This is a genomic window from Vibrio kagoshimensis (genome assembly GCF_050337535.1).
GTDB lineage: Bacteria > Pseudomonadota > Gammaproteobacteria > Enterobacterales > Vibrionaceae > Vibrio > Vibrio gallaecicus.
The window spans coordinates 135,830-151,187 of the sequence record NZ_JAKJSZ010000013.1 but is presented as its reverse complement, the minus strand read 5'-3'; the positions used below and the strand labels follow the sequence as shown (position 1 = coordinate 151,187).

At 42.5% G+C, this 15,358-nt stretch carries 13 protein-coding genes and 5 tRNA genes; 15 read left to right on the top strand and 3 right to left on the bottom strand.

Annotated elements, in window-relative coordinates; all coding sequences use genetic code 11:
• The first annotated feature begins 111 nt into the window (after positions 1-111).
• Positions 112-188: transfer RNA gene (locus L4C37_RS14180), tRNA-Asp, on the top strand.
• Positions 189-662: 474 nt separating this feature from the next.
• On the opposite strand, the gene pssA is transcribed toward L4C37_RS14180, so the two are convergent.
• Both pssA and L4C37_RS14170 read right to left on the bottom strand, forming a co-directional pair.
• Positions 663-2,003 (bottom strand): CDP-diacylglycerol--serine O-phosphatidyltransferase, encoded by a 1,341-nt coding sequence (gene pssA, locus L4C37_RS14175; protein WP_429768962.1) that lies wholly within the window; start codon positions 2,001-2,003, stop codon positions 663-665.
• Positions 2,004-2,094: 91 nt separating this feature from the next.
• Positions 2,095-2,526 carry a GNAT family N-acetyltransferase gene (locus L4C37_RS14170; protein WP_429768961.1) on the bottom strand — a complete coding sequence of 144 codons (432 nt, stop codon included), beginning with the start codon at positions 2,524-2,526 and terminating at the stop codon, positions 2,095-2,097.
• A 66-nt stretch (positions 2,527-2,592) separates the two neighbouring features.
• Between L4C37_RS14170 and murB the strand changes: the two genes are divergently transcribed.
• Entirely contained in the window at positions 2,593-3,636 is a 1,044-nt protein-coding gene (gene murB, locus L4C37_RS14165) for a UDP-N-acetylmuramate dehydrogenase (RefSeq protein ID WP_429768960.1), read from the top strand.
• Positions 3,636-4,601, top strand: a complete 966-nt coding sequence (birA, locus tag L4C37_RS14160) for a bifunctional biotin--[acetyl-CoA-carboxylase] ligase/biotin operon repressor BirA (protein ID WP_429768959.1) — start codon at positions 3,636-3,638, stop codon at positions 4,599-4,601. Before murB ends, birA begins: the two co-directional genes overlap by 1 nt.
• A gap of 9 nt (positions 4,602-4,610) precedes the next feature.
• On the opposite strand, the gene coaA is transcribed toward birA, so the two are convergent.
• A complete protein-coding gene (gene coaA, locus L4C37_RS14155) occupies positions 4,611-5,534 on the bottom strand; it encodes a type I pantothenate kinase (protein ID WP_273296554.1) in 924 nt (307 codons plus the stop codon).
• 207 nt (positions 5,535-5,741) lie between these two features.
• Between coaA and L4C37_RS14150 the strand changes: the two genes are divergently transcribed.
• From L4C37_RS14150 to rpoB, 12 genes are all read left to right on the top strand, one after another.
• Positions 5,742-5,817: transfer RNA gene (locus L4C37_RS14150), tRNA-Thr, on the top strand.
• Positions 5,818-5,863: 46 nt separating this feature from the next.
• Positions 5,864-5,948, top strand: a tRNA-Tyr gene (locus L4C37_RS14145).
• 38 nt (positions 5,949-5,986) lie between these two features.
• Positions 5,987-6,061, top strand: a tRNA-Gly gene (locus L4C37_RS14140).
• 14 nt (positions 6,062-6,075) lie between these two features.
• A tRNA-Thr gene (locus L4C37_RS14135) sits at positions 6,076-6,151 on the top strand.
• A gap of 94 nt (positions 6,152-6,245) precedes the next feature.
• A complete protein-coding gene (gene tuf / locus L4C37_RS14130) occupies positions 6,246-7,430 on the top strand; it encodes an elongation factor Tu (RefSeq protein ID WP_137375015.1) in 1,185 nt (394 codons plus the stop codon).
• A 223-nt stretch (positions 7,431-7,653) separates the two neighbouring features.
• Entirely contained in the window at positions 7,654-8,031 is a 378-nt protein-coding gene (secE, locus tag L4C37_RS14125; RefSeq protein ID WP_137375016.1) for a preprotein translocase subunit SecE, read from the top strand.
• Positions 8,032-8,043: 12 nt separating this feature from the next.
• On the top strand, positions 8,044-8,592 hold the full coding sequence (nusG, locus tag L4C37_RS14120) for a transcription termination/antitermination protein NusG (protein WP_137375017.1): 549 nt from the start codon (positions 8,044-8,046) through the stop codon (positions 8,590-8,592).
• A gap of 142 nt (positions 8,593-8,734) precedes the next feature.
• On the top strand, positions 8,735-9,163 hold the full coding sequence (gene rplK, locus L4C37_RS14115; protein ID WP_026084318.1) for a 50S ribosomal protein L11: 429 nt from the start codon (positions 8,735-8,737) through the stop codon (positions 9,161-9,163).
• 4 nt (positions 9,164-9,167) lie between these two features.
• Complete coding sequence (gene rplA / locus L4C37_RS14110) at positions 9,168-9,872, top strand: 50S ribosomal protein L1 (RefSeq protein WP_137375018.1); 705 nt, start codon at positions 9,168-9,170, stop codon at positions 9,870-9,872.
• Positions 9,873-10,104: 232 nt separating this feature from the next.
• Positions 10,105-10,599, top strand: coding sequence for a 50S ribosomal protein L10 (gene rplJ, locus L4C37_RS14105; protein WP_137375019.1), 495 nt, complete (start codon positions 10,105-10,107; stop codon positions 10,597-10,599).
• 55 nt (positions 10,600-10,654) lie between these two features.
• Complete coding sequence (rplL, locus tag L4C37_RS14100) at positions 10,655-11,020, top strand: 50S ribosomal protein L7/L12 (RefSeq protein WP_137375020.1); 366 nt, start codon at positions 10,655-10,657, stop codon at positions 11,018-11,020.
• A 236-nt stretch (positions 11,021-11,256) separates the two neighbouring features.
• Positions 11,257-15,285: a DNA-directed RNA polymerase subunit beta gene (gene rpoB / locus L4C37_RS14095; RefSeq protein ID WP_137375021.1), complete on the top strand. Its 4,029-nt coding sequence runs from the start codon at positions 11,257-11,259 to the stop codon at positions 15,283-15,285.
• Positions 15,286-15,358 lie beyond the last annotated feature (73 nt).

Here is a 15,358-nt window from a genome sequence, read left to right as displayed (position 1 = left end):
GTAGTGTGGGGCTTCCCCATGTGAGAGTAGGACATCGCCAGGCTTTAAATTATAATCTTTAGGTTGACCAACCTGGAGATATGGACGCTCACTTAGTGAGTTGACCACTGCGGAGTGGTAGTTCAGTTGGTTAGAATACCGGCCTGTCACGCCGGGGGTCGCGGGTTCGAGTCCCGTCCACTCCGCCACTATTTGAAAAGCCCTGGTCTTACGACTAGGGCTTTTTTACGTTTCAAGGAATGAATCCGGCTAAGGCTTCAGCATCTACCCTGAATAGCATAGCTTGTAACTGAAGACCTGGGTGATCACTTATTATCAACTCTATCAATAGATTGAATGTATTTCTCTCATTTAATACGCCTCTTTAAGCTGTCTTTCCTCATTACGATTAATAGCAGTATCTGTAAGTTCTATTTTTACCTAATAGTTTTTATTATTCTAACTTTGACTCGAAGAAATAGCTTTTAGCTCAATTTGAAAGCTTTGTATAAATGTTATCAATAAAATTTGATGTGTTATTAACGCTGATATTAGGTCTTTAGGTTTGACTGATGAGTTGGATATATCGAGGTGGGGTTGGGCTTAAACGGTAATATAAGTTCATCTCTATTAATTTATAATGATAAAAATTAAGCCCAGCATTAAAAATACTGGGCTTGTGCTTATAATATCTGTTTTAAAACTCGATCAGCTTTGACTCTGGTTATCTTCCGTATGAGCTTTTGAACTTGATCAGGGTAGGTTTCAATTTTTTCTAATTGCTTATAGGTGCAGATAAGCTGAGTGTGTTGAAGAATGTTATCTACTTCAGCTTGGAACTTGTTTGATAGATGGTTGTAGTGATCTTGAATAAAAATCCCATTCTCTAAATCTAACTTCCAAGCTCTTGGGTTTAAATTGTTCCCAGTTAACAGCATATAGCGTTTATCGACCCAAATCCCTTTTAGATGGAAGCTATTATTGTCATGTTTCCATAAGTGGATAGAAAGATTACGACTTGCAATATGTGACTCATTAGCTTTTGCAAAGCGTCGTAGGTTTACTTCATATAGGTAAGGTAAACCTCCAATAGTTTTGAATTCTTCCTCCGGAGAGATAAAGAAGTCATTCGCCGTTTTATCGCCGACTACAATACGTATTTTTACGCCACGTTTAAGTGCTTTTTTTACTTCTTTGGCAAGGCTTGGTGGGAAATTAAAATAAGGTGTGCAAATGAATACTTCGTCTTTTGCTTGTGCAATCAGCTGATTTATACCTTGATTTAATCTATTACGTCTCTTTCCTATGCCTACTAGCGGAGTTATTGCCACTTGCTCAGTAGATATATCTTGAGAGTCGAACTTGTATTGAGAGCGTGCTAGAGCTGATCTAAGTTGCCTAATGGCAGGTTTAATCTCTTTTGTTGTTGGCTTTTTAGACTTTGCTAAGTCATTGACTGCACTATCTGCAATCATTTCATTTTGTATATACGCATACATCGAGTTTGCTAGAGCTATGTTTTTCATAACATGATAGCGATCAAAGCGGTAGCGTTCGTGGTAGTTCAAATAGATATTGTTGAGACTTGCTCCGCTATAAATAACGGAATCATCGATTATAAAGCCTTTGAGGTGAAGAACCCCAAAAACTTCACGACCACGAACAGGGACCCCATAAACTGGGATGGAATGTTCATATTGTTCTGCAAAGGTTCTATACATTGCAGCATTACCTTCAGAAGACTCAGCACCAATTAAGCCTCTTTGAGCGCGATGCCAATCCACACAAATACTGATATCTAATTCAGGCTTAACTTGCTTTGCTTCATACAAGGCGGTCATGATTTCACGACCTGCATCGTCGTCTTCTAAATACAATGCAACTAAGCAGATTCGCTCAGTTGCTGACGAGATTTCTTTAAGTAAACGAATTCTGAACTCTTGCGCTGAGAGTAGTACATCAAACTGATCTGGATCTTGTGCCAAAGTTGGCAACTGTACTAATGGATTCCTACTGGCAATCATATCGACTGTTTTACCTTAAAAGTATGCAAAATTGCGGACCACTAATTTTATCAAAGTCATACCCATAATGACTAGACAATCGAGCCATTCTTTAACAATTTGCTTGGAAGTGCATCGGAATGAGATCTTTACCGCTATTTGTGTAGCGTAAAAATAATGTTTTTAAGCTATTCGGCAGATCTAATACATCTATTTTCTTGAAATAATGTGCGGAGTAAAAGCTTTCAAGGTGGCGATAAGCAAAGCAGAAATCTTGGTTGGTGAGGATATTTGAGACGCAATAGTTCATTAACAGACTACCATGTCCTTGCCCACGTAACGCGGTTGAAATCGCCATGCCAGTTAATAGGCGATATTCTTCAATACTTCTAAAGCGAACAATACCTATAATTGAGTTGTCTTTTGTTAATGAGTAAATTAACTCGCTCTTGTTTACTTTACCTGTTGGATAATGTTCTTTATAAAACTTTTTAACCAGTGGGACTTTTATTGGGTCTAGTTGACTTATTTCGACATTGTTCATTCTGTCACTGCGCTGTTTAATTATCTGCTGTAGAATACACTGAGTGTAATTTAACTAAATAGCGCCATGCAATCTTATCTGAACGCCAACCTCAAACCTTTCCATACATTTTCGATTGATCAAACCTGTGAGGTATTAGTCGAAGTGCATTCCGTTGAAGAACTCATCACCGTTTATCAATCAGAAGAGTGGAAACACTTACCTAAGCTGATACTTGGTAAAGGCAGCAATATGCTGTTTACAAAGCACTTTTCTGGCGTGGTTATAATCAATAGGATTTTAGGAAAAAAGGTTTCTGACGAACCCAATGGCTTCAAGTTACATATTTCTGGTGGAGAAGATTGGCCTGACTTAGTTGGATGGAGTGTAGAAAAGAATATGGCAGGTTTAGAAAACTTAGCTATGATTCCTGGGTGTGCAGGCTCCGCTCCTATTCAGAATATAGGTGCTTATGGTGTTGAATTTAAGGATGTTTGTGAGTATGTCGATATCCTTTGTCTTGATACCTTTAAAGTTAAACGACTATCGCGCAATGACTGTTTATTTGACTATCGAGATTCAATATTTAAACACGATTTATATGAAAAATCAGTCGTCATCGCAATAGGACTATTTTTAGAAAAGCCTTGGAAGGCATGTAACCACTACGGACCATTAAAAGAACTTGGCTCTGATAACTTGTCTTCTCAATCTATCTTTAATGAAGTCTGCAAAATACGAACTGAAAAGCTTCCCGATCCAATGCAACAAGGTAATGCAGGAAGTTTCTTTAAAAATCCGGTGATCTCGAAGGATCTTTTTGATCGTGTTCAAGCTAAGTTTCCCGACATTGTTGGCTATCCCTGTGGTGAAACAGTAAAAGTTGCTGCTGGGTGGCTCATTGACCAATGTGGATATAAAGGTTTGCGTGAGGGAGGAGCTCAAATTCACGCTAAACAAGCACTTGTTATTATTAATGCAGGCTCGGCTACTTCAGATGATGTCATCATTTTGGCAAAGAGAGTCCGTGAGGCGGTACGTGCACGTTTTGAGATTGATTTGGAACATGAGGTTCGTTTCATCGGAAATAAATGTGAAACTAACTTAGCTGAAATTGTGGATAATCAATAATGAAAGAACATAGTACAAAGCTGACTCTACTCACGTGTCTTTCTGATGGTCAATTCCATTCAGGGGAAAAACTTGGTGAATTGCTCGGTATTTCACGAGCTGCAGTGAGTAAACACATCAAAGGCATACAGTGTTGGGGCATTGATATTTTCCGGGTACAAGGTCGTGGGTATCAATTAGCTGACCCCCTTGAGATGCTTAGTCAAAGTTCATTAGTTGCAGCTTCCGATGACGCCTCAGTCGATGTGATTCCTATCATTGATTCTACAAACCAATATCTACTCGATAGAACGAGTGAACTCGCTTCTGGATCGGTATGTCTTGCTGAGTATCAAGCCGCTGGACGTGGCCGTCGTGGTCGAGAATGGGTATCTCCATTTGGCGCAAACTTATACTTATCAATGTATTGGAAACTTGATGCCGGTATGGCTGCTGCAATGGGGTTAAGCCTTGTTGTAGGGGTAGCTGTTGTCGAAGCCTTAGAAAAAATAGGGGTTCAGGGAATTAAATTAAAATGGCCGAATGACCTTTATTACAACGATAAAAAACTTGCAGGGATATTGGTCGAGCTATCAGGTCAAGCCGGTGGTGCCGCTCATATTGTCATTGGCTTAGGTTTAAATATGTCGATGAAATCGGAAGTTGAAGGGATTGATCAGCCATGGACGTCACTGACAGAAGTTTGTAATGGGGAAGTTCCTAACAGAACGGAACTTGCTCAAGCATTAATCTGCGCATGGCATACTGCGTTAACCGATTATGAATTAAATGGGATGTCAGGGTTTGTCCCTAGATGGAATCGCTTGGATAATTTCTTAGGTCGAAATGTACGGTTATTGATTGGACCAAGGGAACTAGAGGGAGAAGTCATGGGAATTAATGAACAAGGTGCCGTGTTACTCAAGACTCATAATGGTCTTGAGAGTCACATTGGTGGTGAAATATCCCTTAGAAAAAATGATTAATCACTTCTACTACTTTCTTAAAAGCACTTCTTCTACTGTGTGATTTTGTCCTTTGCGCAGGATCAGATGGGCCCGTTCTCGAGTCGGCAAAATATTTTGCTCTAGATTAAGGCCATTAATTGATTGCCAAATACTTTCAGCTTTCTCAAAAGCTAATTGATTGGACAGTTTTGTATAATGACTAAAATAAGAGCCAGGCTTAGTGAATGCTCCTTCTCTGAATTTCATAAAACGGTTGATATACCACTCTTTAATGAGTGAGCTATCAGCGTCGACATAAAGAGAAAAATCTAAAAAGTCTGAAATAAATACTCTATGGGGCTCATGTGGGTAATTCATCCCGCTTTGAAGTACGTTCAATCCCTCAATGATTAAAACATCAGGTAGGTCTACAACCTTTTTCTCACCCGTAATGTTATAGGTTAAATGTGAATAAACTGGAGCCGTAACATTACGCTTGCATGCCTTCACGTCTGAAACAAATTGGACTAAACGTTTTATATCGTAAGACTCTGGAAAGCCCTTTTTAGTCATTAAACCTCGCGCTTGTAACTCCTCATTAGGATATAGAAAACCATCAGTCGTGATGAGTTCAACTTTAGGGTGATTTTCCCAACGAGATAATAAAGCTTTTAGTAACCTAGCTGTCGTACTTTTCCCTACAGCAACACTGCCTGCTATACCAATAATGAAAGGTGGCGCTTTATCTGTTTTATCTAAAAACTGATGTAGGACTGAATTACGGTTTTGTCTGGCGGCGACATATAGATTGAGTAAGCGAGATAAAGGGAGGTAAATGTCGACGGCTTCTTCCATTGTGAGCTTTTCATTAATGCCTTGAAGCTCTTTTAGGTCGCTTTCTGATAGCGTCATTGGCACGGAATTTCTTAGATCAGACCAATGCGTGCGATCAAATGACATAAATGGGCTCATACAACACTCTATAGAAAGAAAATTAATTGAATGGAAAATACAGCAAGCGGTTCATAAATCAAATATCTAAAATGATCAGCTTGAATATAATCTCCGAAAATTTGAGATAAACAGTACTCTAAAGTGCCTATATTGAAGATTTTTTTAATTTTTTTAATTTTCCTATTGCAAGGTGGAAAATCATTCAATAAAATGCGCCCCACTTGTGCCGACTTAGCTCAGTAGGTAGAGCAACTGACTTGTAATCAGTAGGTCACCAGTTCGATTCCGGTAGTCGGCACCACTTTCTCCATCTGTTATTCAGGCCATGAGAGAAAGCTAAAAAATTTGGAGGGGTTCCCGAGTGGCCAAAGGGAGCAGACTGTAAATCTGCCGGCACTGCCTTCGATGGTTCGAATCCGTCTCCCTCCACCATATTCTAAAGGTTAAATAGCTCAAAAGAGTTACGTGTTGCGTGCATCGTATAATGGCTATTACCTCAGCCTTCCAAGCTGATGATGCGGGTTCGATTCCCGCTGCACGCTCCAACTCATTTTTGTGTGCTGATATAGCTCAGTCGGTAGAGCGCACCCTTGGTAAGGGTGAGGTCCCCAGTTCGACTCTGGGTATTAGCACCAGTCTAAAGCATACTTTTCCTTTTTATATCATAACGCCATTTTTTTGGTTGCGTGGCTTAATGCCACCTAATACCCGTACCTAGAGGGACACCCCATGTCTAAAGAAAAATTTGAACGTACGAAACCGCACGTAAACGTTGGTACTATCGGCCACGTTGACCACGGTAAAACAACTCTAACAGCTGCTATCTGTACTACACTTTCTAAAGTGTACGGTGGTGAAGCAAAAGACTTCGCATCTATCGATAACGCTCCAGAAGAGCGTGAGCGCGGTATCACAATCGCAACTTCTCACGTTGAGTACGATACTCCTGAACGTCACTACGCACACGTAGACTGTCCTGGACACGCCGATTATGTTAAAAACATGATCACTGGTGCTGCTCAAATGGATGGCGGTATCCTAGTTGTTGCTGCTACAGATGGYCCTATGCCACAAACTCGTGAGCACATCCTACTTGGTCGTCAAGTTGGTATCCCTTACATCATCGTATTCATGAACAAATGTGACATGGTTGATGACGAAGAGCTACTTGAGCTAGTAGAAATGGAAGTTCGTGAACTTCTTTCTGAGTACGAGTACCCAGGAGACGACCTTCCAGTAATTCAAGGTTCTGCACTTGGCGCTCTAAACGGCGAAAAGCAGTGGGAAGACAAGATCGTTGAGCTTGCAGAAGCACTAGATTCTTACATTCCACTTCCAGAGCGTGCTGTTGAYCTACCGTTCCTACTTCCTATTGAAGATGTATTCTCAATTCAAGGTCGTGGTACTGTTGTTACTGGTCGTATCGAGCGCGGTATCCTACGTGTAGGTGACGAAGTAGAAATCGTTGGTATCAAAGAGACTACTCTTACTACTTGTACTGGTGTTGAAATGTTCCGTAAGYTGCTTGACGAAGGTCGTGCAGGTGAGAACGTTGGTGCACTTCTACGTGGTACTAAGCGTGATGACGTTGAACGTGGTCAAGTACTTTCTGCGAAAGGTTCAATCAACCCACACACTAAGTTTGAGTCTGAAGTATACGTACTTTCTAAAGACGAAGGCGGYCGTCACACTCCTTTCTTCAAGGGTTACCGTCCACAGTTCTACTTCCGTACAACTGACGTAACAGGCGATATCACTCTACCTGAAGGCGTAGAAATGGTAATGCCAGGTGACAACGTTCAAATGACTGTTGAGCTAATCGCTCCAATCGCAATGGACGAAGGTCTACGTTTCGCAATCCGCGAAGGTGGCCGTACAGTTGGTGCTGGTGTTGTAGCTAAAATCTTTGCATAAGATTTGACGAACCACTAGTAAAAAGGGCATCATTTGATGCCCTTTTTCTGCGCTAAAAAAAGAGTTGCTTGATTTAACGTCAATTTTAGCTCTTAGCAAAGAATTCTATGGTTATTTTGTTTGAAATGGCTATTAAATGTGTTGTTTTGCAACGCAAAGGAATGTGCCCTGCAACAGCGGGGTTATTGTCGTCTATATTTAAGACTTATCACAGGTTGGTTTTATGAAAGCAAACGCTGAAACTCCTGATAGCTCAAATGCAGCAGATACAATGAAGTGGGTAGCCGCTTTTGTTCTGTTAGCTGCCGCTGTTGTGGGTAATTACCTGTATGGTGAATTGTCTGTTGTAATTCGCGCTGCAGGTGTAGTTGTGCTGATTGCTGCCGCACTAGGCGTTGCAGCAACAACAACTAAAGGTAAAGCTGCGATCTCGTTCGCTCAAGAGTCTCGAGTTGAAATTCGCAAAGTGGTTTGGCCTACTCGCCAAGAAACTATGCAAACTACGTTGATCGTGTTAGCTGTATGTATTGTTATGTCACTAGTGCTATGGGGAATTGACGGCATTATGGTCCGTTTAGTTGCTCTAGCGACTGGTGTGTGAGGGTTCTGATTCATGAGTGAAGCTCCAAAAAAACGTTGGTATGTAGTTCAAGCCTTTTCTGGCTTTGAAGGTCGTGTTGCACAATCGCTACGCGAGCATATTAAAATGCACAACATGGAAGAACTGTTTGGCGATGTGCTAGTACCTACTGAAGAAGTAGTGGAAATGCGCGCAGGCCAACGTCGTAAAAGTGAACGTAAGTTCTTCCCTGGCTATGTATTAGTTCAAATGATTATGGAAGACGAATCATGGCACTTAGTACGTAGTATCCCTCGTGTTATGGGCTTCATTGGTGGTACCTCTGATCGTCCGGCACCAATCACAGACAAAGAAGCCGATGCTATCTTGAACCGTCTAGAGAAAGCGAGTGAATCTCCGCGTCCTAAGACAATGTTTGAAGCAGGTGAAGTGGTTCGTGTTAATGATGGTCCGTTTGCTGACTTTAACGGTACAGTTGAAGAAGTAGATTACGAGAAGAGCCGCATTAAGGTTTCTGTATCGATCTTTGGTCGTGCTACACCTGTTGAGCTTGAATTTGGTCAAGTTGAAAAACTTGATTAAAAAAACACCTTTTTAGGGTTGTTATAGGCGCGAATTATGATTATAATTTCGCGCCTTTTTACTTCTATGGAAGTAAAAAGAATTTATTGAAAAACTGGGGAGCTTGTTTTACAAGCGCATGTACCCACTAATAGGAAATATCATGGCTAAGAAAGTTGAAGCTTATATCAAACTGCAAGTTGCAGCTGGTATGGCAAACCCAAGTCCACCGGTTGGTCCTGCTCTAGGTCAACACGGCGTGAACATCATGGAATTCTGTAAAGCGTTCAACGCAAAAACAGAATCTGTTGAGAAAGGTCTACCTACTCCAGTAGTTATTACTGTTTACAACGACCGTTCTTTCACGTTCGTAACTAAGACTCCACCTGCAGCTGTTCTTCTTAAGAAAGCTGCTGGCGTTAAGTCTGGTTCAGGTCGTCCAAACACTGAAAAAGTTGGTACTGTAACTGACGCTCAAATCCAAGAAATCGCAGAAACTAAAGCTGCTGATATGACTGGTGCTGACATCGAAGCAATGAAGCGCTCTATTGCTGGTACTGCTCGTTCAATGGGCCTAGTGGTAGAGGGATAAGATCATGGCAAAACTTACTAAGCGTATGCGCGTAATCCGCGACAAAGTTGAAGTTACTAAAGAGTACGAAATCAACGAAGCTGTAGCTCTTCTTAAAGAACTAGCGACTGCTAAATTCAATGAAAGTGTTGACGTTGCTGTTAACCTTGGCATTGATGCTCGTAAATCTGACCAAAACGTACGTGGCGCAACAGTGCTACCTCACGGTACTGGCCGTGAAATCCGCGTTGCTGTTTTCACTCAAGGTGCAAACGCAGAAGCTGCTAAAGCTGCTGGCGCAGATATCGTTGGTATGGAAGATCTTGCTGAGCAAGTGAAAAAAGGCGTAATGGACTTTGACGTTGTTGTTGCTTCTCCAGATGCAATGCGCGTTGTTGGTCAACTAGGTACTATCCTAGGTCCACGCGGTCTAATGCCAAACCCTAAAGTTGGTACTGTAACTCCTAACGTTGCTGAAGCAGTTAAGAACGCTAAAGCTGGTCAGGTTCGTTACCGTAACGACAAAAATGGCATCATTCACACTACTATTGGTAAAGCATCTTTCGAAGCTAACGAGCTTCAAGAGAACCTAGAAGCACTTCTAGTGGCTCTTAAGAAAGCTAAACCTTCTTCAGCGAAAGGTACTTTCCTGAAGAAAGTAAGCATCTCTACTACTATGGGTGCTGGTGTTGCTGTTGATCAGGCTAGCCTGAATACTCAAGCAAACTAATTTGATTAGGCGCAGATTTAGTGTATACTTCTGCGCCTAATATTTGTGGTTGGGTGGTTTTTGAAGCAATTCATAATCATCTATCCCAAGACCGTAGGCGCTGTTAATTTTCGAAAGAATATTGATAGCTTAATAAAACCTACGTAGGCGACGTTATAGATATTTTATAACATCGTAAACGCTCATTACACAATGTAATGAGTGCTGTAATCACAACCAGAGGTTAATCCAAATGGCTTTAAATCTTCAAGACAAAAAAGCAATTGTTGCTGAAGTCAACGAAGCAGCCAGTGGTGCACTTTCTGCAGTTGTAGCTGATTCTCGTGGCGTTACTGTTGGCGCGATGACTTCTCTACGTAAACAAGCGCGTGAAGCGGGTGTTTACATGAGAGTTGTTCGTAACACTTTAGCACGTCGTGCAGTAGAAGGTACTCAGTACGAGTGTCTACAAGACACATTTACTGGTCCATCTCTACTTGCATTCTCTAACGAGCACCCAGGTGCTGCAGCGCGTCTTTTCAAAGACTTCGCTAAAGAGAATAAAGACTTCGAGATCAAAGCTGCTGCATTTGAAGGCGCAGTTACTGATGCTGATGTACTAGCGACACTACCAACTTACGACGAAGCTATCGCACGCCTAATGATGTGCATGAAAGAAGCTTCTGCTGGTAAACTGGTACGTACTATCGCTGCTGTTCGTGATCAAAAAGAAGAAGTTGCGGCATAAGCCCTGCTTTATTTGATTACAAAATAAATTATTGTTGACTTAAAAGAGAATTGTTATGTCTATTACTAACGAGCAAATCCTAGACGCAGTTGCAGAAATGTCTGTAATGCAAGTTGTTGAGCTTATCGAAGCTATGGAAGAGAAATTCGGTGTATCTGCTGCTGCTGCAGTTGTTGCTGGTGGCGCTGCTGCTGAAGCTGCTGAAGAGCAAACTGAATTTGACGTAATCCTAACTGCTGTTGGCGGAAACAAAGTTTCTGTAATCAAAGCAGTACGTGGCGCTACAGGTCTAGGCCTTAAAGAAGCTAAGGGTCTAGTAGACTCAGCTCCTGCTGCACTTAAAGAAGGCGTTGACAAAGCTGAAGCTGAAGCTCTAAAAGCGACTCTAGAAGAAGCTGGCGCGACTGTTGAAGTTAAGTAATTATTACTTGATTTCTTAGCCGCAAGGCTAATGGCTGGTGGTTTATTAACCACCGGCCTTTTTGCGCTGTAGGGCTTTGATGAATTTTCCCGCTGTTTAACCATCATTGTCTGAGCAAAAAACCAATTCATATTTTCGAAATGATTGGTAACTACAGTAAACAGCTGTTAGTCACTACCCCCTCTGCTGAGTGTTTTGGGTAGTTTGGGTCACTTATCAGCGAGCTGAGGAACCCCATGGTTTACTCTTATACCGAGAAAAAGCGCATCCGTAAGGATTTTGGTACTCGTCCACAAGTTTTGGACATTCCATACCTGTTATCGATCCAGCTCGATTCGTTCGACAAATTTATCGAACAGGATCCTGAGGGGCAATACGGTCTTGAGGCTGCTTTTCGTTCTGTTTTTCCAATTCAGAGCTACAACGGCAATTCCGAGCTGCAATACGTTAGCTACCGTCTTGGTGAGCCAGTTTTTGATGTTAAAGAATGTCAAATTCGTGGTGTAACTTATTCAAAACCTCTACGCGTAAAATTGCGCCTAGTTATCTTTGATAGAGATGCACCTGCAGGCACCGTAAAAGACATTAAAGAACAAGAAGTCTACATGGGCGAAATTCCGCTTATGACAGACAATGGTACTTTTGTAATCAATGGTACCGAGAGGGTTATCGTATCCCAGCTGCACCGAAGCCCAGGCGTGTTCTTCGACAGCGATAAGGGTAAAACCCACTCATCGGGTAAAGTTCTTTATAACGCACGTGTAATTCCTTACCGCGGCTCATGGTTAGACTTTGAGTTCGACCCTAAGGATAACTTATTCGTACGTATCGACCGTCGTCGTAAGCTACCTGCTTCAATCATCCTTCGTGCACTTGGTAAATCGACGGAAGAGATCCTAGATCTGTTCTTCGACAAAGTGAACTTCGAAGTGAAAGACCAAACTCTATTAATGGAGTTGGTTCCTGATCGTCTACGTGGTGAAACTGCGTCATTCGACATTGAAGCGAACGGTAAGACTTACGTTGAGACTGGTCGTCGAGTTACTGCTCGTCATATTCGTCAACTTGAAAAAGATGGCGTTGAGCACATCGAAGTACCAGTAGAGTATATCGTTGAAAAAGTTGCTGCTAAAGATTACATCAATGAAGCAACTGGCGAGATAATCGTTGGCGCAAACCAAGAGATTACACTAGAGGCACTTGCTAACCTTTCTCAAGCAGGTCACAAAGCTCTAGAAGTACTGTTCACGAATGACCTAGACCATGGTCCATTCATGTCAGACACTCTACGTGCAGATAGCACAGTAGATCGCATCTCTGCATTGGTAGAAATCTACCGCATGATGCGTCCTGGCGAGCCACCAACGAAAGAAGCTGCAGAATCATTGTTCGAAAGCCTATTCTTCTCTGAAGATCGTTACGACCTATCAACTGTAGGCCGTATGAAATTCAACAGCTCTATCGAGCGTGAAGAAGAAGAAGAGCGCGGTACTCTGGATGAATCAGACATCATTGAAGTGATGAAGAAACTGATCGGCATCCGTAACGGTAAAGGCGAAGTGGACGATATCGACCACCTTGGTAACCGTCGTATCCGTTCTGTAGGTGAAATGGCAGAAAACCAATTCCGAGTTGGTCTAGTTCGTGTAGAACGTGCTGTTAAAGAACGTCTAAGCCTTGGTGACCTTGATGCAATCATGCCTCAAGATCTTATCAACGCTAAACCGATCTCTGCTGCAGTTAAAGAATTCTTTGGCTCTTCACAGCTTTCACAGTTCATGGACCAAAACAACCCATTGTCAGAAGTTACGCACAAACGTCGTATCTCTGCTTTAGGTCCAGGCGGTCTAACTCGTGAACGCGCAGGCTTTGAAGTACGTGACGTTCACGTAACTCACTACGGTCGTCTATGTCCGATCGAAACGCCTGAAGGTCCAAACATCGGTCTAATTAACTCGCTATCTGCGTTTGCGCGTTGTAACGATTACGGTTTCCTAGAAACTCCGTACCGTCGCGTTGTAGATGGTGTAGTAACAGAAGAAGTTGATTACCTGTCGGCAATCCAGGAAGGTCAATTCGTTATCGCACAGGCAAATACGGTTCTTACTGAAGAAGCGACGTTTGCTGATGAGCTAATCACTGCTCGTCAAAAAGGTGAATCTGGTCTTCACCCACGCGATCACGTTGACTACATGGACGTTGCGACAAACCAAGTAGTATCTATCGCTGCTTCGCTTATCCCGTTCCTAGAACACGATGATGCGAACCGTGCATTGATGGGTGCGAACATGCAACGTCAAGCTGTACCAACACTTAAGGCTGATAAGCCTCTAGTAGGTACTGGTATTGAACGTAACATCGCAGTTGACTCTGGTGTTACAGCGGTTGCTAAACGTGGTGGTCAAGTTCAGTCTGTTGATGCTTCTCGTATCGTAGTTAAGGTTAACGAAGATGAATTGGTACCTGGCGAAGCTGGTATCGATATCTACAACCTAACTAAGTACACGCGTTCGAACCAAAACACATGTATTAACCAGCGTCCAACTGTACTTCCTGGTGAGCCAGTTGCACGCGGCGATGTTCTTGCTGATGGTCCTTCAACTGACCTTGGTGAACTTGCTCTTGGTCAAAACATGCGTATCGCGTTCATGCCTTGGAATGGTTACAACTTCGAAGACTCGATCTTAGTATCTGAGCGCGTAGTTCAAGAAGACCGTTTCACGACAATCCACATCCAAGAACTATCTTGTGTGGCTCGTGATACTAAGCTGGGCTCTGAAGAGATCACAGCTGATATTCCAAACGTAGGTGAGTCTGCTCTGTCTAAACTAGACGAGTCAGGTATCGTTTACATTGGTGCTGAAGTTAAGGGTGGCGACATCCTAGTTGGTAAAGTGACACCTAAAGGTGAAACTCAACTGACTCCTGAAGAGAAGCTACTACGTGCTATCTTCGGTGAGAAAGCATCTGATGTTAAAGATACTTCTCTACGTGTACCAAACTCTGTTTCGGGTACTATCATTGATGTACAAGTCTTCACTCGCGATGGCGTAGAGAAAGACAAACGTGCACTTGAAATCGAACAGATGCAGCTTAAAGAAGCTAAGAAAGACCTAACTGAAGAGTTCCAAATTCTTGAGGGTGGCCTTCTTAACCGTGTTAAAGCTGTACTTCTGTCTGGTGGTTACTCTGAAGCTAAGCTTGATACTATCGGTCGTAAGCAATGGCTAGAGCAAGTTCTAGAAGACGATGCGCTACAAACACAGCTTGAGCAACTTGCTGAGCAGTGGGATGAGCTAAAAGCAGACTTCGATAAGAAGTTTGAAACTAAGCGTCGTAAAATCACTCAAGGTGATGATCTAGCGCCTGGCGTTCTTAAGATTGTTAAAGTTTACCTAGCGGTTAAACGTCGTATCCAGCCTGGTGATAAGATGGCCGGTCGTCACGGTAACAAAGGTGTAATCTCTAAGATTAACCCTGTTGAAGACATGCCATACGATGAGAAAGGTCAGCCTGTAGACATCGTACTTAACCCGCTGGGTGTACCATCGCGTATGAACATCGGTCAGATCCTAGAAGTTCACTTAGGTTTGGCTGCGAAAGGTATCGGTGACAAGATCAACCAAATGGTTAAGGAACAGCAAGAACTTCATAAGTTCCGTGAGTTCCTACAGAAGGTTTATGATCTTGGTGATACTCGTCAGAAAGTTGATATTGCTGAACTATCTGATGATCAGGTTCGTACACTGATTAAGAACCTACGTGGCGGTCTACCGATTGCTACTCCTGTGTTCGATGGTGCTTCTGAGTCTCTAATCAAAGAACTACTTAAACTGGGTGATCTGCCAGAATCTGGTCAGCTTAAACTGTTTGATGGTCGTACTGGTGATTCGTTTGAGCGTCCTGTAACTGTTGGTTACATGTACATGCTGAAACTGAACCACTTGGTTGATGACAAGATGCATGCTCGTTCAACTGGTTCTTACAGCCTAGTAACTCAGCAACCACTTGGTGGTAAAGCTCAGTTCGGTGGTCAGCGTTTCGGTGAGATGGAAGTATGGGCACTAGAAGCATACGGTGCTGCATATACTCTACAAGAAATGCTAACAGTTAAGTCAGATGACGTTAACGGCCGTACTAAGATGTATAAGAACATCGTAGATGGTAACCATAGCATGGAACCTGGCATGCCAGAGTCGTTCAACGTACTGTTGAAAGAGATTCGCTCGCTAGGTATCAACATCGAGCTAGAAGACGAAGAGTAATCCCTCTTTTTTAAAAGAAGATTGGATTACTTGGTAAAGGGGGCTCACTTTAGTCGGTGAGCTCCTTTAACTC